A 26,035-nucleotide genomic window follows, 5' to 3' on the forward strand; every position below is an offset into this window, starting at 1 on the left:
CGTCATTCTCCTACTTCTTTCTTAATCCAGTCATAACCTTTATCCTCCAATTCCAGAGCAAGTTCCGGTCCGGCAGTTTTCACAATACGACCTTTGTAAAGCACATGCACAATATCCGGTTTGATATAATCGAGCAGACGTTGGTAGTGGGTGATGACAATCGTACTGGTTTCGGGAGTCTTCAGTTTATTTACCCCTTCGGCCACAATACGGAGCGCATCGATATCCAATCCGGAATCCGTTTCATCGAGAATGCTCAAACGCGGTTCCAGCATTGCCATCTGGAAAATCTCGTTCCGTTTCTTCTCTCCACCGGAGAAACCTTCGTTCACCGAACGGTTAGCGAGCTTATTGTCCAGTTCAACAACCGCACGTTTCTCACGCATCAGTTTCAAGAATTCACTGGCGGTCAGTGCAGGCAGACCTTTATATTTGCGTTGTTCATTCACAGCAGCACGCATAAAGTTTACCATGCTCACACCCGGAATCTCTACCGGATACTGGAAACTAAGGAAAATACCCTCATGGCTACGGTCTTCCGGACTCAGTTCCAACAGATTCTTTCCATAAAAAGTAACCGAACCTTTCGTTACCTCAAAAGCAGGATTACCCACCAATACGGAGGAAAGCGTACTTTTACCGGAACCGTTCGGTCCCATAATCGCGTGTACTTCGCCCGGCTTTACCGTCAGGTTAATGCCTTTCAATATCTCTTTGCCATTAATGCTGGCATGCAGGTCTTTTATCTCTAACATAATCTTGATTAAAATTCATTTATCCTACGCTTCCTTCCAATGAAATAGTAAGCAACTTCTGTGCTTCTACCGCAAATTCCATCGGAAGCTTATTCAATACTTCTTTTGCATATCCGTTCACAATCAGCCCGATAGCGTCTTCTGTCGGGATACCACGCTGATTGCAATAGAAAATCTGATCTTCACTGATCTTGCTCGTCGTAGCTTCATGCTCCACTACCGCCGTCTCATTGTGAATGTCCATATACGGGAACGTATGCGCACCGCATTTATCCCCCAGCAACAGCGAGTCACACTGACTATAGTTACGGGCGTTATCCGCTTTTTCCGCCACACGCACCAACCCGCGATAGGAGTTCTCGCTATGTCCGGCAGAGATACCTTTACTTACAATCGTACTACGGGTATTCTTCCCTAAATGAATCATCTTCGTACCGGTGTCCGCCTGCTGAAAATTGTTTGTCACAGCTACGGAATAAAACTCGGCCGTCGAATTATCACCAGTCAGAATACAGGAAGGATATTTCCAGGTAATTGCCGAACCGGTCTCCACCTGCGTCCAAGAGAGTTTGCTGTCCACCCCTTTGCAGTTACCACGCTTCGTCACAAAGTTATATACACCGCCCTTACCTTCGGAATCTCCCGGATACCAGTTCTGAACGGTACTGTATTTCACCTCCGCACGGTCGTGTACAACAATTTCTACAATAGCGGCGTGCAACTGGTTCTCATCCCGCATCGGAGCCGTACATCCTTCCAGATAGGAAACATACGAATCATCATCCGCTACTATCAATGTGCGTTCAAACTGTCCCGTGTTGCGGGCATTGATACGGAAATAGGTGGAAAGTTCCATCGGACAACGTACTCCCTTCGGTATATAGACGAATGAGCCGTCCGAGAACACTGCCGAATTCAATGCGGCAAAGAAATTGTCACGGTAACCCACTACCGACCCCATATATTTCTTTACCAAATCCGGATGTTCGCGCACTGCCTCACTGAACGAGCAGAAAATAATTCCCTTTTCCATCAGTGTTTCCTTGAATGTCGTCTTTACGGATACGGAATCCATTACCGCATCCACCGCCATCCCGCTAAGAGCCATCTGTTCTTCCAGAGGAATTCCCAGTTTATTAAACGTTTTTATAAGTTCAGGATCTACTTCTTCCATACTTTTCGGTCCCTCTTTCTTCTTCGTCGGGTCAGCATAGTATGAAATAGCCTGATAATCAATCTCCGGAATACGGAGATGTGCCCATGTAGGCATTTCCAGCGTCAGCCAATGGCGGTACGCTTTCAGCCGGAACTCCAGCAACCATTCCGGTTCGTTCTTTTTCGATGAAATCAAACGAATCACATCCTCATTGAGTCCACGCTCAATGATATCGGTATGCACTTCCGTGGTGAAGCCATATTTATACTTCTCCTGCGTCAGTTCCTTTACATATTTATTGGGTTCTTCTTGTTGCATCTTTATTCTCTAATATATATTGTTGAGTCATATTCTTTGCAGCAGGGAAAAAAATTCCCGCAAACGTCTCCATCGGATAATATAACAAGGATTCTTCCTTTTTTGTTGCACTAATTAACTTATTATCGCCATCCACAAACTCTATCGCTCCAATCACCACACTTGTCAATAACAAAAATTTAAGCGCTCCCAACCCGCTTCCCAGCCAACGGTTCAACCAGTTCAGCGAAATGGCTTTCATCGCTTTTGTCAACAAGGAGGCAATCAGCACAAAAATCAACGGAACGGCAATCCAAATCATTATGAAAGCCAATACCTGCGCAACGGTCATCGAATCTGTCACTGCCGGACAGAGCTTCTCCGCCAAAGAAGCATACAAAGCCTTTGCCGCCAGCAAACCGACTATCAATCCCAAGATAGAGGCCAACTGACGGATAAAGCCCTTTATAAAGCCTACAATCGCCCCTGCACCCACTACTATAAGGATTATTATATCAATCGTTGTCATATTCCTTTCTATAAAGAAAAAAGAGGCACGGAGTTATAATTCACTCTGTGCCTCCGTTTATTCTCGATACAGTACAGTTTATAATGTCTGTTTCACTTCTATTTCCTCGAATGTCTCGATCATATCGCCCACCTTCATGTCATTGCAATTCACCAGACTGATACCACACTCGAAGTTTGTACCCACTTCCTTCACATCGTCCTTGAAGCGTTTCAAAGCGTTGATGTTTCCGGTAAAGATAACGATACCATCGCGGATCAAACGAGCCTTATCGCTGCGTTTCACCTTTCCGGTCTTCACCATCGCACCGGCTACAAGTCCCACCTTCGTGATGTTGAATACTTCACGCACTTCGATCGTAGCTGTCACCTGTTCTTTCAGTTCCGGTGCCAACATACCTTCCATAGCGGCTTTCACCTCCTCGATTGCATCATAGATGACAGAGTATTTGCGGATATCGACACCTTCCTGTTCCGCCATTTTAGCGGCAGCACCCGAAGGACGTACCTGGAATCCGACGATAATCGCATCTGAAGCGGCAGCCAGAGAAACATCCGACTCGGAAATTGCTCCCACACCCTTATGGATTACATTAACCTGGATCTGTTCGGTAGACAACTTAATCAAGGAGTCGCTCAATGCTTCGACAGAACCGTCCACGTCACCCTTCACAATGATGTTCAATTCCTGGAAGTTACCCAAAGCGATACGACGACCCAGCTCATCCAATGTAAGGATTTTCTGCGTACGCAAGCCCTGTTCGCGAGCCAACTGCTCACGTTTGTTGGTAATTTCACGAGCTTCCTGATCGCTTTCTACCACGTGGAATGTGTCACCTGCAGCAGGAGCGCCATTCAATCCCAGAATCAATGCCGGTTCGGCAGGTCCTGCTTCCTTGATACGCTGATTACGTTCGTTGAACATAGCCTTCACACGTCCGTAGCTTGTTCCTGCCAATACGATGTCTCCCACTTTCAAAGTACCGTTAGATACCAACACAGTAGCTACATATCCACGTCCCTTATCCAATGAAGATTCGATGATGGAACCCGTAGCATTACGGTTCGGATTTGCTTTCAGATCAAGCATTTCCGCTTCCAGCAATACCTTTTCCAACAAATCTTCCACACCTATACCTTTCTTGGCAGAGATATCTTGTGACTGATATTTGCCACCCCATTCTTCAACGAGATAGTTCATGGCAGCCAGTTCTTCCTTGATCTTATCCGGATTTGCCGTCGGCTTATCAACCTTATTAATAGCAAAGACAATAGGCACACCTGCCGCCATCGCATGGTTGATTGCTTCCTTCGTTTGCGGCATGACGTTATCATCGGCAGCTACAATAATAATGGCGATATCCGTAACTTTCGCACCACGGGCACGCATAGCGGTAAACGCCTCATGGCCCGGAGTATCGAGGAATGTGATACGGCGTCCGTCCTCCAACTTCACATTATATGCACCGATATGCTGTGTGATACCTCCGGCCTCACCGGCAATCACATTCGCCTTACGGATATAGTCAAGCAATGAAGTCTTACCGTGGTCAACATGTCCCATCACCGTAACAATCGGAGCGCGTGGTTCCAGATCTTCCGGAGCGTCTTCCTCTTCCACTATAGCCTGAGCAACTTCCGCACTTACATATTCGGTCTTGAATCCGAATTCTTCAGCCACCAGATTAATTGTTTCAGCATCCAGACGCTGATTGATGGAAACCATGATACCGATACTCATACAAGTGGCGATTACCTGGTTGACAGAAACATCCATCATCGTTGCCAGTTCATTAGCCGTAACGAATTCGGTCAGCTTCAATACCTTGCTGTCCGCCATTTCCTGATCTTCCAATTCCTGCATACGGTTGGAAGCCATCTCGCGTTTCTCTTTACGATATTTGGAAGTCTTATTCTTACCTTTGGTTGTCAGACGAGCAAGAGTTTCTTTTACCTGCTTTGCTACATCTTCCTCGCTTACCTCCTGTTTGATAACCGGTTTCTTGAAGCGATCCTTATTATTATTTTTACGGTTATTATTGCCACCCTGGTTGTTGCCGCTACCATTGCTACCGCCTTTGCCTTGCACATTCGGTCTCGGAGCAGCAAAACCCGAAGTAGCCACGTTGTTCACGTCCACCTTCTCCTTGTTGATACGATTCCGTTTTTTCTTGTTTCCGGCTGCGTCAACATTATCTTTCACTCCACCCTTCTGCAGTTTCGAGTCATCCTTGCGAATCTCTTTGATGATAGCTTCTTTCATCAACTTCTTCTGATCCTGACGGATTTTCTCTTTCTCTTCACGTTCGCGGCGTTTCTCTTCCTTCGATTTTTTCTTAGGACGGGTAGACTGGTTCAATGCAGCCAAGTCAATCTGACCGATTACATTGATTTTCGCACCCAATTCCGGTTGACGGATCTTGAATATCTCTTCTTCTTTAGAAGTTTCTTTCTCTACCTCTACCGTTGTCTCCGGAGCTACTTCCGCCGATACTGCTTTCACAGGTTGTTCCATGCTGTTATGTTCTTCCGCCTTCACAGGTGCAACTTCTACCTTCGGCTCTTCTTTAATCACTTTCTCCACTACTTTTTCAACTTCTGCCGGTTGCTTTTCCACTAGAGGTTCCGGCTCTTTCACCGGTTCCGGTTTTACAGCCTCCGGTTGCTTCACCGGTTCTGCCTGTTTGACCGGTTCAACTTGTTTAGCCACAGGTTCCGCCTGAACAGGCGCTACCACCTCTTCTACCTTCACCTCAGGTTCCTTCTTCACTTCCGGTTGAGCTACTGGACGTTCTTCAACAGTTTCTTTCTTCTGTTCCGGTTCTTTCTCAACTTTCTCAGTTCTACGACCGTTCAATTTATCCAAGTCAATTTTCCCGACAGGTTTAAACTTCGGGCGTGCATCCTCCGGTACGACTGTTTTGATCACATCTTCCGACTTCGGTTTTTCCGGCTGCTTTTCAAAGCCTTCAATCGATACCGACGCCTTATTACGATCCTTATTCTGACGTTCCTGAATGAAACGCTCCGACTCAAGTCTAAGGTTCTTATCTGTACTAAACTCTTTTACGAGTATAGCGTATTGCTCCTCGCTAATTTTTGTATTAGGATTAGCCTCAACGGTATACCCCTTCTTTTGCAGGAACTCAACTACCGTCGCGATTCCTACGTTCAAATCTCTTGTAACTTTGTTTAACCTTATCGTCATATTTTAAATTTAATGAATAAATGGAGCTTTAAGAAGTGGAGAGTGGAGAATTGAGAGTGGAGAGTGGAAGAAAATCCACATTCACTCTCAACTCTCAATTCTCACTTTCTTCAAACTCCGATTTCAAAATGCGTATTACCTCGTCCACCGTCTCTTCTTCCAAGTCCGTCTTTTCAATCAACATCTCACGAGGAGCATTCAACACAGCCTTCGCCGTATCGATGCCGATAGCTTTGATAGCGTCGATCACCCATCCGTCGATTTCGTCTCTGAATTCATCGAGATAGATATCCTCATCAGCTACACTCTCATCCAACTCACGGAACACGTCGATAGTGTACTCAGTTAACATACTGGCCAGTTTGATATTCAAACCGCCTTTACCGATAGCCAACGAAACTTCTTCCGGTTTGAGGAATACCTCCGCTTTTTTCTCCTCCTCGTTCAGACGGATAGAAGAAATCTTAGCCGGGCTCAAAGCACGCTGTATAAACAATGAAATGTTCGATGTATAATTGATTACATCAATATTCTCATTGCGCAATTCACGAACAATGCCATGAATACGACTACCCTTTACACCTACGCAGGCTCCTACGGGGTCGATTCTGTCATCGTATGATTCCACCGCAATCTTGGCACGTTCGCCGGGAATACGGGCAATCTTCTTAATGGTAATCAAACCATCATTAATTTCGGGTACTTCCATCTCGAACAGACGTTGCAGGAAAACGGGAGAAGTACGTGACAAGATAATCTTAGGATTATTATTCTTGTTGTCCACGCGGGCAACCACCGCACGGGCCGTTTCACCTTTACGATAGAAATCGCTTGGGATTTGCTCCGTCTTCGGCAACAGCAACTCGTTTCCTTCATCGTCCAGAAGCAACATTTCCTTTTTCCAGATTTGATAAACTTCTGCATTGATGATTGTACCTACCTTATCTATATATTTATTATAAATACTGTCTTTTTCCAATTCCAGAATCTTGGAAGCCAATGTTTGGCGGAGATTCAGGATAGCACGACGACCGAATTTGGCAAAGATCACTTCGTCAGTCACCTCTTCACCCACCTCATAGGAAGCATCGATTTTCTGCGCTTCACTCAATGAGATCTGCATATTCGGGTTCGTCAGGTCTTCATCGGCCACAACTTCACGGTTACGCCATATCTCGAAGTCCCCCTTGTCCGGGTTCACGATCACGTCGTAATTCTCATCGGTGCCAAACATTTTCGCGATAACACTACGAAACGACTCTTCCAGTACGCTAACCATCGTCGTTCTATCGATATTTTTCAGTTCCTTAAATTCCGAAAATGTATCAATCAAGCTGATTGTTTCTTCTTTTTTGGCCATAACTATTTAAAGCTAATTAAGTATTTAGTATATTTTATTTGCTCGTAAGTGAAGGTTTCGTCCTCTTCCACCAGTTTCGGACGCTTAGCACCTTCCATTTTCACTTTCTTCTGTACAGACACTGTAAATTTCTCTTCATCCGCATCTTTCAGAACACCGGTCAGTTTCTGTCCACCCTTAGTCATCACTTCCACTTCCTGTCCGATGTGGATGTAATACTGTTGCAGCACCTTAAAGGGCTGTCCGATACCGGCCGAACCCACTTCCAGTTCATAATCCTCCTCTTCACGGTTCAGTTTCGACTCTATGTAGCGGCTAAGCTCCACACAATCTTCAATCCAAACACCTTCCGCATGGTCTATCTCAACCACGATCTTGTCATCCGGGCTCACGGTCACTTCTACTAGAAAGTAGTCTTTTCCTTCCAGCCACTCTTCTACAATCTGACAAACAGTTTTCTTTTCTATCATTTATTAACTATATAAGAACAAAAAAAGGAGCTTAATCGCCCCTCCACCTTTCATCCGTTTTCGGTTGCAAAGATATAAATAATCTGTTCGACTACAAAACATTAAAGAAAAAAAGTATGAATTAACAGCCTTATCTTTGTATCTTTACACCGCAATTAAAAAAATAAGCACTATGGCACATCGTCTAAACACCAATAAACAGTTCATGGTAGGCAACGGAATCCTGGCTTTTGCCGTCATCTTTGTCGTTGTTATTTTTATTTATATGAGTATGCGTCTGCAACGGGAAAAGCAGGAAGAACGACATTTCATCGAAACCTATACCATCAGCCTGGTCAAAGGATTTGCCGGAGATTCCATTTCCTTATTTGTCAACGACAGTCTGATTTCCAACCGAACCATGCCCGAAGAGCCGTACACGGTCGAAGTCGGTCGTTTTGCCGAACAGAGCGCATTACTGATTGTAGACAATCAAACGGAACTGGTATCCACTTTTGACCTTAGCGAGAAGGGAGGAACTTACCGGTTTGAGAAAGAGGCGGATGGCATCAAGCAACTGGCACGATAGGATTAAGCCTTATATTTCTGTACGATATTTCTTCAGTTCTCCTCGAAGCGCCAATGCCTTGCCTTCCGTAAATTGATTCAGGAGCGCCCAGAAACGTTCGCCGTGATTCATCTCGCGGGTATGGCACAGTTCATGCAGAAGTACGTAGTCTATCAGATGAGAGGGTAGTAACACCAGATAATAGGACAAATTAATAGCTTTCCGCCCCGAGCAGCTCCCCCATCTGCCTTGGCTGGAATTTATTTTCACGCTTGTGTAAGACAGACCATGTTGCCTGGCCAAGCGTTCCAAACGTGGCGGAAGGATACTTTTCGCATTCCTCCTCATTGACTCTTCAATCACCTTACGCAGCCAATCCTGCAGATTTTCGTCCGCAAAGTCCGCATCAGGCGGACAAACGATTTGCATAAAGCCCAATCGTGAATTTGCCAGAAAGCGGTCTTTCTCTCCGGATACCAGAGACAGTTTGAAAAACTCAGCTTCAATCTTATAATTCAAATCAATCAACGCCCGACCCATCTTTTGACGGGAAGCCAGAAGTCTTCCACGAAGATTTTCGATCGCCTGCTTTACTTCTTTCAACGTAGTGCCCGGAGGAACCGAGACATAGACAGCTTCTCTCTTTGTGCGGAACACCAGACTTCGCGCACGCGGATTGACACGCACGATCAAACATCCCAATTCACTATCTTCTATAATTGTTTCCTTCATCATAATTGAGACACAAAATTAATAAAAAAAGTAAGGTGATACATAAAAGGGCTACTGCATCACGCGGTAGCCCATTTATTTAGTTAGTTTTAATCTAAAAAATTGAGAGAATTGAAAACTTCACAGTTTCGCCTTCGTTGTTGTTTTAATTAAGCACACTAACTATATTATATGTTTAAAGCAAATGAAAATGTCTATTCATTCATAACGTGCGCCTTATGATCAATCCTCGCCAAACTGTCAACGAGTGCCTGATCCGCTTTCACGTCATTCGAGATTGCGACCGACGGTGCGGTTACCTGTTTACCAATGGTATCTGCTGCCAATACACTTCCGTCATCTCCGGAAAAAGAATGTTGCGCCACATTCCCCAACGACAGGATAATTGCAATTACGGCAGCCGCCTTGAACAGAGGAACGAAGCGACCGACCAGCGTCAAGCGTTTTGCTTTTACCACCACCGGTTCTACCTCTGCCAGAATACGCGCGTCAAAGTCTTCGCCCAGCCCTACCTCTTGCTGAACCTGTTGATAAACGAACAAGTTCTTATAACGGAGCAGATGAGCCGGAACCTCTTCTTTTAAGAAGAAGTCACGCAATGCCGCTTCCTCCTCAACGGAAGTCTCGCATTGCCAATATCGCTCCAAGAGCTGTTCTATATCTTTATAATCCATATTCGTCAATTTCTAAATACCTTTGTTTCACCTTTTGTCTGGCTCTGAACAGATTTACTTTTACCTGTTCCTCGGTCAGATTCAGAAGGGCTGCAATTTTTTTATAGCTTTCACCTTCAATGTCCCTCAGTTGCATGATAAGCCGCTGTTTTTCGGGAAGTTCGTCGACCAGTCTGTTAATGATCCTCATTTTTTCATCATGAACCATCCGGTCATACGGACTATTGGCATCAGGCTCCTCCTCCATTTCCGGAGTGAGTTCCACATTCTGAGCTTCTTTCTTCTGACTCCGGTCTATCGCCAGATTCTTTGCCACAATCAGGCAATAGGCTTCGACCGATTCGAATTGCGACCACTCATCACGCTTGTTCCACACTCTTATCATGGTATCCTGAACGACATCCTCGGCTTCGGCTCTATCCAGAGTAATTCTGAGAGCCAATCGAAAGAGTTTATCTTTCAACGGCAAAATATCGTTTCGGAAGCTGATTTCTTGCATCTCTATAATAATGACGGGCTAGGATACGAAAAGTTACAGGCGCCCACTACTTTTTTTTGAATTATTTTTTTATTCTTGTTCCTCCATTGTCGTTAATCGCTGACGCTAAGGTGATTATCACTTCCGACACTCCCGCATTTATTGCTTCAAAAGAGTTCTCCAACTTCGGAATCATACCGCCTTGAATAACGCCGTCGGCTACGTATTGTTCGAATTCGGCACGGGTAATCTGCGGAATCACACTATCGTCATCGTTCTCGTCGCGCAGCACTCCTTTCTTTTCGAAACAATATACCAACGTCACATCAAACAGTGCCGACAAAGCCTTAGCCGTCTCTCCAGCAATCGTATCCGCATTGGTATTCAGCATATTTCCCTGTCCGTCATGTGTCAACGGAGCCATCACCGGAACAACTCCTTTGTGTATCAAGTCCGACAGTAAAGTTGCATCCACCTTTTCCACATCCCCAACAAATCCGTAATCTACATCCTTGACCGGACGTTTCACCGACCGGATCACATTCATATCCGCCCCGGTCAATCCGAGTGCATTCACTCCACGTGCCTGCAGTCCGGCAACAATACTCTTATTGACCAAACCGCCATACACCATAGTTACCACTTTCAATGTCTCCGCATCAGTAATACGGCGACCATTCACCATTTTACTTTCAATACCCAGTTGTGCGGCAATCTTTGTAGCCGAACGACCGCCGCCGTGAACCAGCACTTTGTGTCCTTCAATGGCAGCAAAGTCATTTAACAACTGACGAAGGGTGGCTTCCTCTTCTACGATTTTGCCACCCACCTTAATTACTGTTAGTTTTTCTCTCATTATTATTCCAAATACGTATATCCATAAAGTCCCGAACGGTAGTTGGAAAGAAATTCTTTTCCCTCTTCCAAAGAGATCTTACCCTCTTTCACCGATTTCGTCACCCAAGTTTCGAGTGTACGTACCAATTTCTTCGGACTGTATTGCACATAGTCCAATACTTCCGCTACCGTTTCTCCATCAATAATCTGTTCGATACTGTATCCCTTCTCATTCACCGAAACGTGTACGGCATTCGTGTCACCGAATAAGTTATGCATATCTCCCAAAATCTCCTGATAAGCCCCCACCAGGAAAACAGCGACATAATAAGGCTCCGTTTTCTTCAAAGCATGTACAGGCAGATAATGAGCTACATTACGCGTAGAAATAAAGTTGGCAATCTTACCGTCCGAATCACAGGTTATATCCTGCAAAGTAGCCGAACGTTCGGGCTTTTCATCCAACCGCTGTATAGGCATAATCGGGAATATCTGGTCAATCGCCCAAGAGTCCGGCAATGACTGGAACAATGAGAAGTTACAGAAGTATTTATCCGCCAACAACTTAGACAATCCCCGGAATTCATCAGGCGCATGTTTCAAACCACCGGCAATCTGATTGATCTCACGAGTGATCGACCAATACAGACGCTCGATCTGCGCACGGGTCTTCAAGTCCACGATTCCATGACTAAACAAATCCAACGCCTCTTCCCTGATCTGCTGCGCATCATGCCAAGCCTCCAACATCTTATTCTGGTTCAGTGTATCCCAAATGGCATACAAATCCTGCACCAGTTCATGTGCATCCGGAGCAATCTCCTCTTCATCGTCCCATTCGGGCAAGGTAGCCGTTTCGAGCACCTCAAAGATAAGTACCGAATGATGCGCCGTCAAGGCACGGCCACTCTCTGTTATGATGTTCGGATGCGGGATACCGTTCTTGTCACTCACGTCCACCAAAGTGGAAATCGAGTCGTTCACATATTCCTGGATCGAATAATTGACACTCCCCTCACTGCTGGATGAACGTGTTCCGTCATAATCGACTCCCAATCCGCCGCCGATATCGACAAACTCGACCTTGAATCCCATCGAATGAAGTTGCACATAGAACTGTGAAGCCTCGCGCAAGGCGGTCTTGATGCGGCGGATCTTCGTCACCTGACTTCCGATATGGAAATGAATCAACTTCAGACAATCCTTCATTCCCTTACTTTCCAGAAAATCGAGTGCTTCGAGCAACTCACTGGAAGTCAAGCCGAACTTGCTGGCATCTCCTCCCGACTCTTCCCACTTTCCGCTACCGGAAGAAGCGAGTTTGATACGGATACCGATGTTGGGTTCCACATTCAGCTGTTTTGCCATCTTCGCTATCAGCTTAAGCTCGTTCATCTTCTCCACAACAAGGAAGATACGTTTACCCATTTTTTGGGCAAGCAAAGCCAGCTCTATATAACTTTCGTCTTTATAACCATTGCAGACAATCAATGAGTCGGAATCCGTATTGACGGCAATCACCGCATGGAGCTCAGGCTTGGAACCAGCTTCCAGTCCAAGATTGAACTTCTTTCCGTGACTGATAATTTCCTCCACTACAGGGCGCATCTGGTTGACCTTGATCGGATAGATAATAAAGTTCTGTGCTTTATACCCGTATTCCTCAGCCGCCTGTTTGAAACAAGACGACATCTTTTCAATACGGTTGTCCAGAATATCCGGAAAACGTACCAGCATAGGGGCTGCCACATCCCGCAACTGCAACTCGTCAACCAATTCTTTCAGATCGACAGTCACTCCGTCTCTACGCGGTGTAACAACGACATGTCCTTTGTCATTAATACCAAAGTACGAGGTCCCCCAACCCGTGATGTTGTAGAGTTCCTCAGAATCTTCAATACGCCACTTTCTCATTTTTCTGTAATTCAGTGTTTTTAGTAAATAATTGGAGGGCAAAAATACAGATTTATCTACATCTTGCCAATTAATTGCCTATTAATTCGTTCAATTATGTTATAATCCGAGAAGTTGTTGCAAACGTTGCACCGATGTTTCAATCTGCCATCGGTCTTCCAATTCGTCCGCATTAAAGATATAATGTGCCTGATGATAAAAAGGCGCGCGTTTTTCAAGTGCCTGTATGATAAAAGTCTTCAACTCGTCATCTTCTTTTCCCTGAAGGATGGGACGCTGCTGCTTGGCCACACGCAAGCGTCTGAACAGCACATCGGGATGCACATCCAGAAAAACCGTCTTACCTGCCCGATTCATAAACTCCATATTATCAAAAAAACAAGGCGCTCCCCCACCCGTAGAGATTACCACATTTTCGAACTCGGCTACCTCATGAAGCATATTCCTCTCCAGCTCCCTGAATCCGGCCTCACCCCGTTCTGTGAATAACTCTCCCACCGTTTTGTGGAAACGCTCTTCGATATACCAATCCAGATCAATGAACGGTATATTCATCTTGCGGGCAAAAGCCTTGCCCAATGTCGTTTTTCCGGCGCCCATATAGCCGGTAAGGAAGATACGAATCATAAATGACTAATTTTACCTGCAAAATTAGTCATTTATTTCATTATTTAAAGATTTTCACTCTTTCTTCGAGCGGTTGGAATTCTTTTTCTCCCGGTTTTTCGGCAGGAAGCCCGAACGGCATTTCGGCAATCAAGTGCCAATGCTCCGGCAAGTTCCATGTCCGACGCACTTCCTCGTCAATCAACGGGTTATAATGTTGCAATGACGCTCCGAAGCCCACATCTTCCAGCATTGTCCACATAGCCAGTTGGTGCATGGCGGAAGTTTGCAGCGACCATTCCGGAAAGTTTTCCTGATAGGAGGGGAAAGCTTCCTGAAGCCCTTTGACTACTTTCTGATCTTCAAAGAACAACACAGTTCCATATCCACAAGCAAATGAGTGGTCTATCTTCTCCTCTGTTTTCACAAAGGCGTCTGCCGGCACAATCTTCTTCAAAGCGTCTTTCACGATTTTCCACAATTTCTTGTGAGACTCACCCAGCAGTAACACCACGCGTGTGGACTGGGAATTAAATGCCGAAGGCACATGACGAACAACCGTACTCACGATACACTCGATTTCCTGATCGGATATAGGTGACTGATTAGTAATTGAATAGTAAGTCCGACGATGTTTTAATGCTTCACTAAAAGATCTTTCCATAATATTTCCTTTCTTATATATGATATTTCTTAAACTCTCTTTTTTTTATAACAAGTAACTCTACTAACTTGTTCAGTTAGAGAATATATTCGTACCTTCGCAGCCGAATAAACCATTATCTTTTATGGCTAAACAGAAATTCTACGTAGTATGGGAAGGCGTCACTCCCGGAGTTTATACCTCCTGGACGGATTGCCAGCTCCAAATCAAAGGGTATGAAGGCGCCAAATATAAATCTTTCGACACCCGTGAAGAAGCCGAACGCGCACTCTCAGCCTCACCATACGCTTATATAGGAAAAAACGCAAAAAAGAAAAATGAAAAGATATCCTCCGATCTGTTGCCTCCTTCCGTGATAGACAATAGTCTGGCGGTAGACGCGGCTTGCAGTGGAAATCCCGGTCCTATGGAATATCGCGGCGTACACATAGCCAGCCGACAAGAGATCTTCCATTTCGGTCCGATGAAAGGAACGAATAATATCGGAGAATTTCTGGCTATCGTGCACGGACTGGCGCTATTGAAACAGAAAGGATTCGATATGCCCATTTATAGCGACAGTGTCAATGCCATCAGTTGGGTACGACAAAAGAAGTGCAAGACCAAACTCCCCCGAAATGAGGAAACAGAAGCACTATTCCAATTGATAGAACGGGCGGAAAAGTGGCTGAACACGAATACCTACACTACCCGTATCCTCAAATGGGAAACGAAAGAATGGGGAGAAATCCCGGCGGACTTCGGAAGAAAATAAACATGATATAAAATTCAAAACAAGTAAATATGAAAACATTGACTTCTAACAAAGCTTTCTGGCTACTATTAGTCATTTGCGTAGTAACGATCCTTCCTTTTCTCGGGCTGCCGGAATATCACACCAAAGGCGAGCCCCGCGAATCGATTGTATCCTATTCTATGTTGGAAAGCGACAACTGGGTTTTGCCGAGAAATAATGGAGGAGAGATACCCTACAAACCACCTTTCTTCCATTGGACTATTGCAGCCGTTTCAACATTGAACGGCGGTCAGGTTACGGAGATGACTTCCCGTTTGCCATCGGCCATCGCGCTAATCTCCATGACTCTTTTCGGTTTTCTTTTCTTCGCCAAAAGAAAAGGAACGGAAGTGGCGCTGCTCACCGCATTCATCACCTTGACCAACTTCGAGTTGCATCGTGCCGGAGCCAACTGCCGGGTGGATATGGTGCTGACAGCCCTCACCGTCTGTGCGTTATATTGTTTTTACAGATGGTACGAGAAAGGGCTTAAAGGTATTCCCTGGCTAGCCATCCTTCTTATGAGTTTGGGAACGTTGACCAAAGGTCCGGTAGGTACTATCATTCCCTGTCTGGTTACAGGTGTATTCCTTCTGCTCAGAGGAGTAAACTTCTTCAGGGCTTTCCTTCTCCTTTCCGCATGGGCCATCCTTTCACTCATCTTGCCGTTCTGTTGGTACATAGCCGCTTACCAACAAGGGGGAGAAGAATTCCTTGCATTAGTCATGGAAGAGAACTTCGGACGTATGACCAACACAATGAGTTACGACTCCTGCGTGAATCCCTGGCATTACAACTTCGTAACCCTGTTTGCCGGTTATGTACCTTGGACGTTATTGGCAGTGCTTTCTCTTTTCAGTCTCACCTATCATAAATTCAGTATCCAGCCGGTTGCCTGGTGGAAACGCTTTACCGCATGGATCAAGAATATGGATCCGGTGGATTTGTTCGCTCTTACCAGCATAGTTGCCACATTCATATTCTATTGCATACCGCAAAGTAAACGTAGCGTATACCTAATGCCTATTTATCCTTTCATCGCATACTTCCTGGCCAAATATTTATTCTATCTGGTGAAGAAACGCTCTAAAGTGATAAAAGTATATGGTAGTATCCTCGCCGTACTGAGTTTACTATTATTTGCCTGTTTCATTGCCGTGAAATGCGGTCTTATCCCGGAAACAATCTTTCAAGGCCGTCATGCGCAGAACAACATCAATTTCCTGCGTGCCATACAGAACATTAACGGAATCGGCTCTTTCATATTAATTGCCATTCCTACGTTGCTTGGCATCTGCTGGTGGTTCTATCAACGCAAATATACACTCAGCAACCGATTCCTCTATGCCATCGTTGCCCTGACTATGGGAATGTATATCGCACTGGACGGAGCTTACCAGCCACCTATTCTCAATTCAAAATCGGTAAAATCCGTTGCTGCGGAGATAGACCGAGTAGTACCGGCAAGTGCAGGCACGCTTTACGAATTTATCGAAGCCGGTGTACGTTCCATAGGTGACCCTGTACACTATTTTGAGATCAACTTCTATCTGGGAAACCGGATCGGAAACTTCTACAAAGACCGTCCTTCGGAAGGATTCTTGCTAATAGGAATGCAGGATGCAGAACGGAATCTTCCCGAGTTCGAAAAGGAAGGCTACCAATTCGAACGAGTCTATCAATCACCCAAACCCGTTCTTCGCCAAACTGCCGAGATATACAAATTCATCAAAAAGTAGTCTCGGATGAATTCACTGTTTTTCCATGCTTCACCAGATATTCCGCTGACTGGAGCATGGAAAAACTATATTCTTTCAAGGGCAGAAAACTATCATCCATCGGAACGTGAACCAGCTTTCCATTATCGGTATGATAGGCAAATTCCTGATTCGTCTCATAATTGTACATATACAACTGAGTCGCATTACGGCCTACAATCATATTATCGGCTGTATAAAACATACACGGACGTTCTTCTTTCAACAGGTCCACTCCGAAATTATTCTGCAAATAATCAATACCCAACAGTCCCAATACCGTAGGCTGTATGTCTATTTGTCCGCCAAAAGCCGTATGTTCCGCAGGAGTTATACCGTTGGAATAAATCATCAACGGGATATGATTATACGATTGCGGAAGCTCACACTCCGCATCCCCAACCAATTTGCCATGATCTCCCTCCAACACGAATATCGTATTCTCAAACCACGACTGCTTGCGCGCTTCTTCGAAAAATTTACGCAAGGCCCAGTCCGCATATTCCACAATCTGAGTTTCCGGTTTGTCCGTTCGGGGATGGAAATAAGGAGGTATTACATAAGGCGGATGATTGCTGATTGACAATAAGGTAGCGAAAAACGGTTGCCCTTCGTCTGCCGTCCGATTCAAAACCGGAATAGCATAGTCGTATAAGAAATCATCCTGTACTCCAAAACTATTCACAACCTTCTCAGACGGATAATCTTCCTGAGCAAAGACCTCATCAAAACCGTTCGTCCTGAAAAAGGCATTCATATTATCGTACTGCCCTTCATGTGTCATAAAAAACAGATTATGATATCCATTCTCCTTCAATACCGTAGGCAATCCCGAATAATGGGGAATCACCGAACCTTTCATCAAGTTCCGTTTCATCATGGCAGGAAAAGAATATAAAGTAGCGTACAAACCATGATTGGTGTGAATCCCCGCCGAATAAAAGTTGGGGAAACTAAGGGAACAGGCATACAGGCTATCCAAAAAAGGAGTCAGATTCTGTGACTGCCCGAAACGTTTCATAAAATTGGACGACATCGACTCCATCATAATCAATACCACATTGGGACGGCGTTGCGATACACTATCCTGGGAATTATGCCGATAAACCGCCAACGGAGAGACATCCGGTTCACCCGGCCGTGCTAACAAAGCTTTTACTTTTTCCAACGCTTCCTGTTCATCCATCAGATGCAGATATCTGTTTTCCGGCCGTCGGTCGTCCAGCACGCTCGTCAACAAATTAAAGGTCGGACTGACTCCCAACTGATTCAAAAAGGCATCCTGACAGAAATAAGCGGCACTTACCTTGATCGGATTATAGCCTGTACGTCCCCTAATGCCAAATACACAAAGCCCGATCAAGCCAAGCCCTACCAAACCCGCAACACTTCGTTCCAAGCAAGGGAATGAACCGGGAGCAGACAGGCAACGGTGACGGAAATACCGGCCAAGAAAGGCAATCCACACAATAAAGCCAATCAGAAAGAGCAGGAATAAGGCAATGGATAAATAATAGGAAGTCTCTCCCAATATCATCCCCGCAGTAGTACCCGCATAACCGAACCATTCGAAAATGGAAGAATTGATATGCTTGAAAAAGTAGGCGAAATAAGGAATATCGGCCGCACTGATCAGATACACCAACCCATAAAAGACACCGAAGAAGATAGTGAAGAAACGGAATAAAGCCTTCCCGTAACAGTTGCAAAGCCCACAGGCTACAGCTACCGTCAGCGGAAGCAGTAATATGTAACAACCTATCACGTTATCGAACCATACCCCATGTATAAATGCTATCAATGACAGACTTTTATCAGACAGTGCTTCGGCAGTCAGTTGATGGTGAGAAGAAATGAACAATACCCCTCTGAACAATCCGGTGATTATCAGTGCGGAAAGATGTACGGAAAGTATATATACAATAAGATTTAGAAAACGTTTCATAATAGCTTTTTCTTTTTATGAATAGTTCTGAAAGCAGCCCTACTATTTATTTTTATAAGTATATACGAAGTGAAGAATCAGGAAATTGATGGGAACGACTACGATAAGCACCAATATAGGAGCGAGAAACTCACCGAATCCGATCCACAGGAAAAGGTTCAGCAAACCTACCTCAAGCAGATAATTGAGTAAATGACTAAAACCAAACCCGACGGCGTTGCGGGATGAGGGTTTGGAACGGAATGTAAAGAATGTAGTTAGAAAATAGTTACAGACAAATCCGACTGCATAACCTGCCGTAAAAGAAAGCGTCGGATTGGCTGCCAACAGCACCAGACAATATACGCCATAGTGAATCGCCGAAGATATCGTACCGACGATGCCAAAACGCATAAACTGCCAGAATTTCTCCTGCCAGTCCGGGTGTTGTTCCCATGTCTCTTTAATGACTTTGTTTATCCTCATCGCATAACACCTCTTCTACATTATAAAGCGGACGATGTTTCACCTCTTTATATATCTTTCCGATGTACAGCCCTACCGCACCGATTGACATCAGGACGACACCGCCTACAAACCATACGGACAACATCAGAGAGGCCCAGCCATGTTCCGCCGTTCCCGCAATCAACGAATAGAGGACATAAAAACCGATCAGAATGCTGATAAAGACAAAGATAATACCCAAATAGACAATGCCATAAATCGGCTTCACCGAGAATGAGGTTATTCCGTCGAGAGCCAGTCCCAGCATTTTCCGCAGAGTATATTTAGAGCTTCCGGCTGTGCGTTCCTGAATCACGTCGTCCACCGTAGTAGAAGGAAAGCCCAACAGAGGAATAATGCCGCGCAAGTATAGATTACGCTCTTGATAATGTGACAACTGTTCCAGCACCCTTCGGCTCAGAAAGCGGAAATCGGCATGGTTATAAATGGATTCCACTCCCATCCTGCGCTGCAGTTTGTAGAAAGCCGTAGCGGAGAGACGTTTCAACAACGGGTCGGCCTGGCGGGAGACCTTCACTCCGTACACCACATCGTAACCGGCTGTATAAGCATCAATCATTTCCTCTATCGCATTCAAGTCATCCTGCAAATCCGCATCAATGGTAACAACGGCGTCACTCCAATCTTTGGCAGTCATCATCCCTGCCATGATAGCGCTCTGATGACCTACGTTCCGGGCCAGATTCATTCCTTTCACGTAAGGATTTTCCTTATGCAGCTTCTTGATAATGTTCCACGTACGGTCCTTGCTACCATCATTTACAAAAAGCACGAAACTGTCCGCACTGATCTTTTCCTTCCCAACCAGCTCATCAAACAAGGCTGTCAAACGGGCGGCTGACTGTTCCAACACTTCTTCCTCATTATAGCAGGGAGACACAATTGCCAATTTAATCATTTCTCGTTCTATTTAGTTAGTTCTGTCCGTTTCATTTTCGCAAATTCCGAGTACGTCAGGAAATTGGCTTTCTTCTCCTTGAAGTTACGGATCAACAGATCCAGCCGTTCTTCCATCCCTTTGCCGGAATGATTACGGATAATAAACGGCATTTTAAATTCGGGATGTTCATTCAATGAATAAAACTCCCACGGGTGGAAATAGGTCACAAAATAGCCGTCGTGCTTCAGCACCCTGTTTGCCATCCATTGGTACAACTTCACCGGAAGATTATGGCAAGACAACCAGAATAGCGGAAAACGTATCCACGGAGTCACCGACGCAGGAATTTGAAGAACCTTACCCGTCATAAAGCAAGTACGCGGCTCGGAAAGATGCATATATCTGCCGGGAATAAACGCCGGATTCAATGAAGAATTATACAGATATCCCATCCGCTCTATCTCTTCATCGGACACCGGAAACATACGCGGCTGGCGATACCCCTCTATCTTCCTCCCCGTCAACCGTTCGAGTATTTCTTTGGAACGACTGACATCCGAAACCTGAGGTTGCCAATGGTCACACCCATGAGCCGCCACTTCATGCCCTTCATCCATAATACGGCGCATCACCTCCGGAGCATTCTCCGCAAAGTTGCTTGTACAGAAAAAAGTAGCCCGCACCCCATTCTTTTTCAGACAGTCCAGTATCTTGTTCGTACCATAAACCGATACTTCCATTGCCTTATCCAGCGGAAAGTCCACTCCATGTTCACGGGGTACATCAAACTCCTCTGTGTCAAAACTTAATAATATCATTGTCAATTAGCTTTCTAATCAGATTTGAATAACATTCAATAAAAATTGTTTTAGAGGAAGCAAATACTCAGCCTCTAAATTCCAATACTTAGGATTATCGAAAAAAAACTCTTTTTTGTTCTTAAAACGTTCAAGTTCTTTTTTTGATTTCTTTATAGACTCTAAATAAGCATATATTTTGGCTTTTCTATTTGGAGTAATATATTGAGGATTACCTTCGTTATCTACATGTCCAGCAACACACTTTTCATAACCCTCAAAGCATTTTAGAAGGCATGTATGCTCTTCATTAACAATATGTTCTAATAATAATTCAAAATCGCCATCTTCTTTGTCATTTGGAAATAAAAATAATTCAGCAGATATAGATAGTTCTTCCAATCTCTCTTGAAGATAGCTTTTCCTGACAATATATCCTCCCCCATTGTCAGCAGAATCCGCATCAAAGATTATCAAATTACCCCCCCCTCGTTCTGTATTTTCTTTAAATTGCTGATCTAATAAGTGCAGCTTGCTATACCCTCCAGCTTGAATAATTTCCCACATTCCTTTGTTTTCCCCAAAAAGGGAAAGGAGGTACTTGTCTAAAAACTCTGAATCTCTCCCCTCTACAAAAATTCTAATCATCGTATTTCAATTTCTTGATTAATAACATACTGAAACTTTTCATAGGGATATTGATAAGCTTTCAATTCGTCTGTTGGCATATGCCTCAATGAATAACACATTATATCATTTTGAGATTCAATACATTCACTATCAGATAATACTTTATTTAAAGACTGCAAAGATTCAATATTATGTGTAGTTGCAAAAACCTGAACATCCAATAAGTTCGCAGTTTTTATAATAGCTTTCCATAAAGAAGATAAAGAAGAAAAATGCATCCCATTATCTATTTCATCGATAAGAACAAGTCCTTTCTTACATTCATAGAGAGATGTTATTATCGCTAATAATTTCCTTATTCCATCCCCTAACATATTAATAGGAACCAATCTATTCAACCCTATGTCAACATTAACGCCTGATTTTAACACTGCAATAGACTTTATTCTAGGTTCTATATGTTGCAATATTTCCACTATTACTTGCTCCTGTTTTTCTTCTATTATACGTGTCAAGTTATCAACGGCAATATTGAATGCAAATTTAGAATTAATATATACCCCGGATAGCGTCTCTTTGTATTCCTTAGAGGACCTTACTTTTATATTGCCATCAACTCCTTTCGAGGTAATGATAATTGCCGCGCTATCACTTTTCTTTTCATTATCAGCTTTGGTATAGCTAAAATTCATTGTCAAGCCGGTACTTATATTAGCTTCTTTATTTGAAAGAGCCTGAGTAGAAATATCCTCTTTAGATATAACGATTTGAGATTCGGAAACGATAGGAGTGATTTTCAATTCTCTAATAGTTCCATCCATCATATTACCAGATATTTGAATATGATTGTCAGAAATCATATTATAAAAGTTCAAAGCAAGATCTTCTTCATTGAACCTATTATAATCTCTAAATTGATTGATTCTTAAGTTAAGAAGAGGATTTGAAAATCCAGACAATAAAAATATACCATCAAGCACTGTCGATTTACCGCAATTATTTTTACCTACCAGCAAATTTATTTGCCTTAAATCAGAAAGAACAAGATGTTTTATTCCTCTAAAATTATTTATTTCAACCTCATTAAAAACCATATTATTCTGTTATTTAGCGGGTAAAGTTACAATAAATCTGTTATATCTTGATGCTTTTATATATTATTTTAATAATGCAGCAAAGATAGAAATTTCAAATTTAAGTCCCTAATCATTAACATTAGCCAGCAAAAAGGTTTCTTCCTACATAATCCGCAGGAGCCAGCAACTTAATCAATTTTTCTAAATTACCTATCACATCTTCATCCTTTTCTTTTTCCTTTTCAAAACGCCTATCAATTCCCAACTTATTAAAAGGCATTATTAATCGATGTAACCTGTAATTATCATCTTTCAAATTAACATCAGTAGCAGACTTATATCCCACAATACTTCTTTCCGCACACCACCTTAAATGTTCCATCTGAGCCAACGCTTGCAGAGGATACATATCTTTCAATTCAGGAGAAAGATACTTCAAATACGTACCATACATATCTACCTGGTAACGATTAGAGAATCTAAAATGCTCCGGTTGGTATATCCATAATCGAAACGCTATATTATCCATAAATTCCCGATCGACAAATAACCATCCTACAAAATCCTTCGGATTAGGTTTACCTTCTAGCGTCGAAGATAGAACCCGACTCCAATAATCCAACAAAATTGAATCAAGTGCATCTTTCTCTTTTTTGCAACACAAACCATCAAAGTCACAGTATTTTACAGAGAAATAAGCGTTCACATACATCGCCATAGTATCATCCAACAGTTCATCGCTAACACCTTCCATACATTGTCCAAAAGTCCTTACATGGATATATTTTCCATCTTCTTTATCCAATATACCTCCTATTCCCGAACGCAATTCCTGCCTGATCAAGACTCTCGAATTACCGCTTTTTATTCTATACTCTACCTTTCCCATATCATTCACAATTACATTTCCCTGCTCATCCTTACGTTCTTCAACTGAATAATATACGGCTTCCGGTAAGCTCAAACCAACCGCAAGGCTTAAATCCGGGTCTCGCAAACAAATAGCAACCGTCAAAAGTGCCCTCTCCTCCATCGCCGCCTCCTTTAATCGTTCGCAGACAAGCTCATCTTCCACTTTGTTATTTAAAAATTCAATATCAATATCCTCTATTTGAGACAAATAAGGGTACTGCGCTTTAAAAAGAGGCAGAAGTTCATCCATCGATTTGTCCACTATTGTAATGCGGGTTTTATTTTGTGCAATAACACCTGCCTCCTCATCAGCTTCCATAAAGTTGGGATAATGACATACCCGTAAAGCCTCTAACAACAAAGCTCGCCCCATTCTATTAAAACCAACAATTACCAAATGCACATACTTATCATTCACTAGCGGTTCAAAATCAAGAGAATCATATCTTTTCCGTTTAAATTCATAGAACCCCCACAAAATACGTCCCCAATTCTCAAAAAAGTTAAAAGGCCGAAAATAAATATTCGGATTCCCATTCTTATCCTGAATATATTCTTTAGGTAAATTGAGCCGTTGTATAATGGAATAAGAAGAAATTCTGTCAAATTGGACATTTACCTGAAGAGGCTCCCGTCCGCAACCTCTTATTTCGGAAATTAGATGTACACATTCCAAATTCTTCGTGTCTCTTCCATATTCATTCTGTTCCCCCAATACATAAACCTCTTTCGCCCTTTGAATATTCAAATTATGAATATGCTCATAAGAATCAATATTACCAGCATACAGGACAACACGTTCCTCTATCTTCTTTGGTAAATGCGCCCAAATCTGAGCTCGCACCACATGAACATCCTGATTAGTAAGTATCAACACTTTTGGCAGTTTATCAAGCAGTTTGCCGTCAATCTTCATTTCTTTATTTACCACCACTCCGCAATCCCAACCATAATGTTTGAAAATATCCAATATTAATATAACGGCAATCTCACTATAACCGATAATCACATAATGCTCATCAAAATGGTCATAGACAACCAAACCATTTCTTAAAGAATCTACCCGGCGCTCAACTATATTGGAAACAGTCGAGATAAATACTCCACCTAGCAACACCATACCTATAAACGAAATAAGCATTGCAAAGATTTGTATTCCAGTCGAATTTTCAACAGAGAAAAATCCCGGATCCAGAAAAAGCAAAACGACTCCCCGTATCTTCTCCCAAAGCCCAAAAGTATCATCAGAATACAGGTGTATATCGAAAACAAAAACAATAACGATAAAAACGAATAAAATAGCCGCCATTAAAGCTATAAAAGCCCAAATTTGCGTATAAATTCCGCTTGAAATCACACGATCTATCAGTTCTATCCACGAAGAATAGCGACGCTGGTGTATCGTATAATAATTATAACAAATTGCAGTTCCAATAAAACCAATAAATGCCAAAAGCCAAAGTATCGGAATTCCGAAAGCAAATCCCAATATGACAAAGCCTGTCGCCCAGACAAACAGACTTAAATGAGTGTTTTTTTTCATAGTAAATCAACTTATCATACATCAAACCTTATGGATTTCATAATTCAAGCTTTTTATCAGTTTCAAGGTTTCAATAGCCGTGTCACGATCATACTTTTTCTCAGACTCCGGCAATTCCTCATAAGGAACCAAACAGGGGTGTTCCTTTAAAGTATCATTACGTTCCTTGCCGTACACCCAACCCTGTGCCATACGTGTAGCAGCCCAGACCTCATGTACATTACGCGCCATAAACTCTGTCAACTCCAATAGCTCTTCTGACAAAACAATACCCTCAGTATTCAAAGGACTTGGAATATATTTCTCCATACAACTCTTTATTTTAGTTTTAAAATTAATTATGCAAGATAATAATAAAAATAGAAATATCCAACAAACATCTCCATTATCTCATCCCACAAAAAAAAATCCTTAATATTCTTGTATATCTGAACAAAAAAACGGATATTAGCCAAATTATAAAACAAAAAGTCATGAGTCAGAAAATAGGAATAAATGTAAAAATCGATCCAACAGCTATTTTGGAGGATCAAATCGAAATTGGTGACAATACAATAATAGAAGCTATGTCCCACTTGGCGTCCGGTTGTAAAATCGGCAAAAACTGCCGAATTCACCGTAATGTATTCGTCGATCATAATGTTAGAATAGGTAACAATGTAAAAATACAAAACAACAATAGTATTTATGAAGGAGTCACTCTCGAAGACGGTGTATTCATTGGCACAAATGTATCATTTACAAACGATAAATATCCTCGTTCCATCAATCCGGACGGCACATTAAAAACCGGCAAAGATTGGACACGAAGCGATACCCTTATCTCTTACGGAGCTTCTATCGGTTCCGGCGCCACCATTGTTTGCGGTATCACAATCGGTCGTGCGGCAATGGTAGGCGCAGGCTCTGTGGTAACCAAATCAATAGCAGACTTCATGTTAGCTTACGGTAATCCTGCCATTCCCCAAAGGAGTATCAACCTATAAC

Annotated in this window: 25 protein-coding genes; 4 read left to right on the plus strand and 21 right to left on the minus strand. The window is 43.2% G+C overall.

Annotated elements, in window-relative coordinates; genetic code table 11:
* Positions 1 to 2: 2 nt before the first annotated feature.
* The 6 genes from sufC to rimP form a co-directional block, all read right to left on the minus strand.
* A complete protein-coding gene (gene sufC / locus ACNOGP_RS02935; RefSeq protein ID WP_007756466.1) occupies positions 3 to 755 on the minus strand; it encodes a Fe-S cluster assembly ATPase SufC in 753 nt (250 codons plus the stop codon).
* Positions 756 to 774: 19 nt separating this feature from the next.
* Positions 775 to 2,229, minus strand: coding sequence for a Fe-S cluster assembly protein SufB (sufB, locus tag ACNOGP_RS02940; RefSeq protein ID WP_007763231.1), 1,455 nt, complete (start codon positions 2,227 to 2,229; stop codon positions 775 to 777).
* Complete coding sequence (locus tag ACNOGP_RS02945; protein WP_007763228.1) at positions 2,207 to 2,737, minus strand: CvpA family protein; 531 nt, start codon at positions 2,735 to 2,737, stop codon at positions 2,207 to 2,209. Before ACNOGP_RS02945 ends, sufB begins: the two co-directional genes overlap by 23 nt.
* 78 nt (positions 2,738 to 2,815) lie before the next feature.
* Entirely contained in the window at positions 2,816 to 5,944 is a 3,129-nt protein-coding gene (gene infB / locus ACNOGP_RS02950) for a translation initiation factor IF-2 (RefSeq protein WP_418214028.1), read from the minus strand.
* Positions 5,945 to 6,038: 94 nt separating this feature from the next.
* Positions 6,039 to 7,304, minus strand: a complete 1,266-nt coding sequence (gene nusA / locus ACNOGP_RS02955) for a transcription termination factor NusA (RefSeq protein ID WP_007756462.1) — start codon at positions 7,302 to 7,304, stop codon at positions 6,039 to 6,041.
* 2 nt (positions 7,305 to 7,306) lie between these two features.
* A complete protein-coding gene (gene rimP / locus ACNOGP_RS02960; RefSeq protein WP_007763224.1) occupies positions 7,307 to 7,774 on the minus strand; it encodes a ribosome assembly cofactor RimP in 468 nt (155 codons plus the stop codon).
* Positions 7,775 to 7,946: 172 nt separating this feature from the next.
* Between rimP and ACNOGP_RS02965 the strand changes: the two genes are divergently transcribed.
* Complete coding sequence (locus ACNOGP_RS02965; protein WP_186966373.1) at positions 7,947 to 8,342, plus strand: hypothetical protein; 396 nt, start codon at positions 7,947 to 7,949, stop codon at positions 8,340 to 8,342.
* A gap of 9 nt (positions 8,343 to 8,351) precedes the next feature.
* Here the strand turns inward: ACNOGP_RS02965 and ACNOGP_RS02970 are convergent, their stop codons facing one another.
* The 7 genes from ACNOGP_RS02970 to ACNOGP_RS03000 all read right to left on the minus strand — a co-directional run bounded on the left by ACNOGP_RS02970 (position 8,352) and on the right by ACNOGP_RS03000 (position 14,226).
* Positions 8,352 to 9,056, minus strand: coding sequence for a SprT family zinc-dependent metalloprotease (locus ACNOGP_RS02970; RefSeq protein WP_195474710.1), 705 nt, complete (start codon positions 9,054 to 9,056; stop codon positions 8,352 to 8,354).
* 191 nt (positions 9,057 to 9,247) lie between these two features.
* The gene (locus tag ACNOGP_RS02975; RefSeq protein ID WP_143865174.1) at positions 9,248 to 9,727 is read right to left on the minus strand and encodes a hypothetical protein; all 480 of its coding nucleotides are present in this window, start codon (positions 9,725 to 9,727) and stop codon (positions 9,248 to 9,250) included.
* Entirely contained in the window at positions 9,717 to 10,226 is a 510-nt protein-coding gene (locus ACNOGP_RS02980; protein ID WP_143865175.1) for an RNA polymerase sigma factor, read from the minus strand. Before ACNOGP_RS02980 ends, ACNOGP_RS02975 begins: the two co-directional genes overlap by 11 nt.
* 61 nt (positions 10,227 to 10,287) lie before the next feature.
* Positions 10,288 to 11,061, minus strand: coding sequence for an acetylglutamate kinase (argB, locus tag ACNOGP_RS02985; RefSeq protein ID WP_017142741.1), 774 nt, complete (start codon positions 11,059 to 11,061; stop codon positions 10,288 to 10,290).
* A 2-nt stretch (positions 11,062 to 11,063) separates the two neighbouring features.
* On the minus strand, positions 11,064 to 12,956 hold the full coding sequence (gene speA / locus ACNOGP_RS02990; protein ID WP_418214029.1) for a biosynthetic arginine decarboxylase: 1,893 nt from the start codon (positions 12,954 to 12,956) through the stop codon (positions 11,064 to 11,066).
* 99 nt (positions 12,957 to 13,055) lie between these two features.
* Entirely contained in the window at positions 13,056 to 13,583 is a 528-nt protein-coding gene (locus tag ACNOGP_RS02995; protein ID WP_007756430.1) for a shikimate kinase, read from the minus strand.
* A 40-nt stretch (positions 13,584 to 13,623) separates the two neighbouring features.
* Positions 13,624 to 14,226 (minus strand): nitroreductase family protein, encoded by a 603-nt coding sequence (locus ACNOGP_RS03000; protein WP_418214030.1) that lies wholly within the window; start codon positions 14,224 to 14,226, stop codon positions 13,624 to 13,626.
* Between the two features lie 124 nt (positions 14,227 to 14,350).
* Here ACNOGP_RS03000 and ACNOGP_RS03005 point away from each other — a divergent pair, with 124 nt between their 5' ends.
* Both ACNOGP_RS03005 and ACNOGP_RS03010 read left to right on the plus strand, forming a co-directional pair.
* Positions 14,351 to 14,980, plus strand: a complete 630-nt coding sequence (locus tag ACNOGP_RS03005) for a viroplasmin family protein (protein ID WP_186966369.1) — start codon at positions 14,351 to 14,353, stop codon at positions 14,978 to 14,980.
* Between the two features lie 29 nt (positions 14,981 to 15,009).
* Positions 15,010 to 16,740, plus strand: coding sequence for an ArnT family glycosyltransferase (locus tag ACNOGP_RS03010; protein ID WP_418214031.1), 1,731 nt, complete (start codon positions 15,010 to 15,012; stop codon positions 16,738 to 16,740).
* On the opposite strand, the gene ACNOGP_RS03015 is transcribed toward ACNOGP_RS03010, so the two are convergent.
* The 8 genes from ACNOGP_RS03015 to ACNOGP_RS03050 form a co-directional block, all read right to left on the minus strand.
* Positions 16,730 to 18,703 carry an LTA synthase family protein gene (locus ACNOGP_RS03015; RefSeq protein ID WP_418214032.1) on the minus strand — a complete coding sequence of 658 codons (1,974 nt, stop codon included), beginning with the start codon at positions 18,701 to 18,703 and terminating at the stop codon, positions 16,730 to 16,732. The genes ACNOGP_RS03010 and ACNOGP_RS03015 overlap by 11 nt on opposite strands.
* A gap of 42 nt (positions 18,704 to 18,745) precedes the next feature.
* Entirely contained in the window at positions 18,746 to 19,168 is a 423-nt protein-coding gene (locus ACNOGP_RS03020; RefSeq protein ID WP_418214033.1) for a GtrA family protein, read from the minus strand.
* Positions 19,146 to 20,108: a glycosyltransferase family 2 protein gene (locus tag ACNOGP_RS03025; RefSeq protein ID WP_418214034.1), complete on the minus strand. Its 963-nt coding sequence runs from the start codon at positions 20,106 to 20,108 to the stop codon at positions 19,146 to 19,148. The genes ACNOGP_RS03020 and ACNOGP_RS03025 overlap by 23 nt, the downstream gene beginning before the upstream one ends.
* A gap of 8 nt (positions 20,109 to 20,116) precedes the next feature.
* Positions 20,117 to 20,908: a polysaccharide deacetylase family protein gene (locus ACNOGP_RS03030; RefSeq protein WP_418214035.1), complete on the minus strand. Its 792-nt coding sequence runs from the start codon at positions 20,906 to 20,908 to the stop codon at positions 20,117 to 20,119.
* Between the two features lie 18 nt (positions 20,909 to 20,926).
* A complete protein-coding gene (locus tag ACNOGP_RS03035; RefSeq protein WP_418214036.1) occupies positions 20,927 to 21,535 on the minus strand; it encodes a DUF3226 domain-containing protein in 609 nt (202 codons plus the stop codon).
* On the minus strand, positions 21,532 to 22,611 hold the full coding sequence (locus tag ACNOGP_RS03040; protein ID WP_143865184.1) for an AAA family ATPase: 1,080 nt from the start codon (positions 22,609 to 22,611) through the stop codon (positions 21,532 to 21,534). The genes ACNOGP_RS03035 and ACNOGP_RS03040 overlap by 4 nt, the downstream gene beginning before the upstream one ends.
* 121 nt (positions 22,612 to 22,732) lie before the next feature.
* A complete protein-coding gene (locus ACNOGP_RS03045) occupies positions 22,733 to 25,048 on the minus strand; it encodes a hypothetical protein (protein ID WP_418214037.1) in 2,316 nt (771 codons plus the stop codon).
* 21 nt (positions 25,049 to 25,069) lie between these two features.
* Positions 25,070 to 25,357 (minus strand): RyR domain-containing protein, encoded by a 288-nt coding sequence (locus tag ACNOGP_RS03050; protein ID WP_195533850.1) that lies wholly within the window; start codon positions 25,355 to 25,357, stop codon positions 25,070 to 25,072.
* Positions 25,358 to 25,521: 164 nt separating this feature from the next.
* On the opposite strand from ACNOGP_RS03050, the gene ACNOGP_RS03055 reads away from it, so the two are divergent.
* Positions 25,522 to 26,034: an acyltransferase gene (locus ACNOGP_RS03055; RefSeq protein WP_195533849.1), complete on the plus strand. Its 513-nt coding sequence runs from the start codon at positions 25,522 to 25,524 to the stop codon at positions 26,032 to 26,034.
* Position 26,035: the final 1 nt, after the last annotated feature.

Source organism: Bacteroides difficilis (genome assembly GCF_048319815.1).
In the GTDB taxonomy this organism is placed as follows: Bacteria; Bacteroidota; Bacteroidia; order Bacteroidales; family Bacteroidaceae; genus Bacteroides; species Bacteroides zhangwenhongii.

Coding starts and splice junctions, on each gene's coding strand:
- rimP (WP_007763224.1), bottom strand. CDS start 7,774: ATGATAGAAAAGAAAACTGTTTGTCAGATTGTAGAAGAGTGGCTGGAA.
- sufC (WP_007756466.1), bottom strand. CDS start 755: ATGTTAGAGATAAAAGACCTGCATGCCAGCATTAATGGCAAAGAGATA.
- ACNOGP_RS03035 (WP_418214036.1), bottom strand. CDS start 21,535: ATGATTAGAATTTTTGTAGAGGGGAGAGATTCAGAGTTTTTAGACAAG.
- ACNOGP_RS03015 (WP_418214032.1), bottom strand. CDS start 18,703: ATGAAACGTTTTCTAAATCTTATTGTATATATACTTTCCGTACATCTT.
- infB (WP_418214028.1), bottom strand. CDS start 5,944: ATGACGATAAGGTTAAACAAAGTTACAAGAGATTTGAACGTAGGAATC.
- argB (WP_017142741.1), bottom strand. CDS start 11,061: ATGAGAGAAAAACTAACAGTAATTAAGGTGGGTGGCAAAATCGTAGAA.
- sufB (WP_007763231.1), bottom strand. CDS start 2,229: ATGCAACAAGAAGAACCCAATAAATATGTAAAGGAACTGACGCAGGAG.
- ACNOGP_RS03040 (WP_143865184.1), bottom strand. CDS start 22,611: ATGGTTTTTAATGAGGTTGAAATAAATAATTTTAGAGGAATAAAACAT.
- ACNOGP_RS03055 (WP_195533849.1), top strand. CDS start 25,522: ATGAGTCAGAAAATAGGAATAAATGTAAAAATCGATCCAACAGCTATT.
- ACNOGP_RS02945 (WP_007763228.1), bottom strand. CDS start 2,737: ATGACAACGATTGATATAATAATCCTTATAGTAGTGGGTGCAGGGGCG.
- nusA (WP_007756462.1), bottom strand. CDS start 7,304: ATGGCCAAAAAAGAAGAAACAATCAGCTTGATTGATACATTTTCGGAA.
- ACNOGP_RS02975 (WP_143865174.1), bottom strand. CDS start 9,727: ATGGATTATAAAGATATAGAACAGCTCTTGGAGCGATATTGGCAATGC.
- ACNOGP_RS02965 (WP_186966373.1), top strand. CDS start 7,947: ATGGCACATCGTCTAAACACCAATAAACAGTTCATGGTAGGCAACGGA.
- ACNOGP_RS03045 (WP_418214037.1), bottom strand. CDS start 25,048: ATGAAAAAAAACACTCATTTAAGTCTGTTTGTCTGGGCGACAGGCTTT.
- ACNOGP_RS03025 (WP_418214034.1), bottom strand. CDS start 20,108: ATGATTAAATTGGCAATTGTGTCTCCCTGCTATAATGAGGAAGAAGTG.
- ACNOGP_RS03050 (WP_195533850.1), bottom strand. CDS start 25,357: ATGGAGAAATATATTCCAAGTCCTTTGAATACTGAGGGTATTGTTTTG.
- ACNOGP_RS03010 (WP_418214031.1), top strand. CDS start 15,010: ATGAAAACATTGACTTCTAACAAAGCTTTCTGGCTACTATTAGTCATT.
- speA (WP_418214029.1), bottom strand. CDS start 12,956: ATGAGAAAGTGGCGTATTGAAGATTCTGAGGAACTCTACAACATCACG.
- ACNOGP_RS03030 (WP_418214035.1), bottom strand. CDS start 20,908: ATGATATTATTAAGTTTTGACACAGAGGAGTTTGATGTACCCCGTGAA.
- ACNOGP_RS02980 (WP_143865175.1), bottom strand. CDS start 10,226: ATGCAAGAAATCAGCTTCCGAAACGATATTTTGCCGTTGAAAGATAAA.
- ACNOGP_RS02970 (WP_195474710.1), bottom strand. CDS start 9,056: ATGATGAAGGAAACAATTATAGAAGATAGTGAATTGGGATGTTTGATC.
- ACNOGP_RS03005 (WP_186966369.1), top strand. CDS start 14,351: ATGGCTAAACAGAAATTCTACGTAGTATGGGAAGGCGTCACTCCCGGA.
- ACNOGP_RS03020 (WP_418214033.1), bottom strand. CDS start 19,168: ATGAGGATAAACAAAGTCATTAAAGAGACATGGGAACAACACCCGGAC.
- ACNOGP_RS03000 (WP_418214030.1), bottom strand. CDS start 14,226: ATGGAAAGATCTTTTAGTGAAGCATTAAAACATCGTCGGACTTACTAT.
- ACNOGP_RS02995 (WP_007756430.1), bottom strand. CDS start 13,583: ATGATTCGTATCTTCCTTACCGGCTATATGGGCGCCGGAAAAACGACA.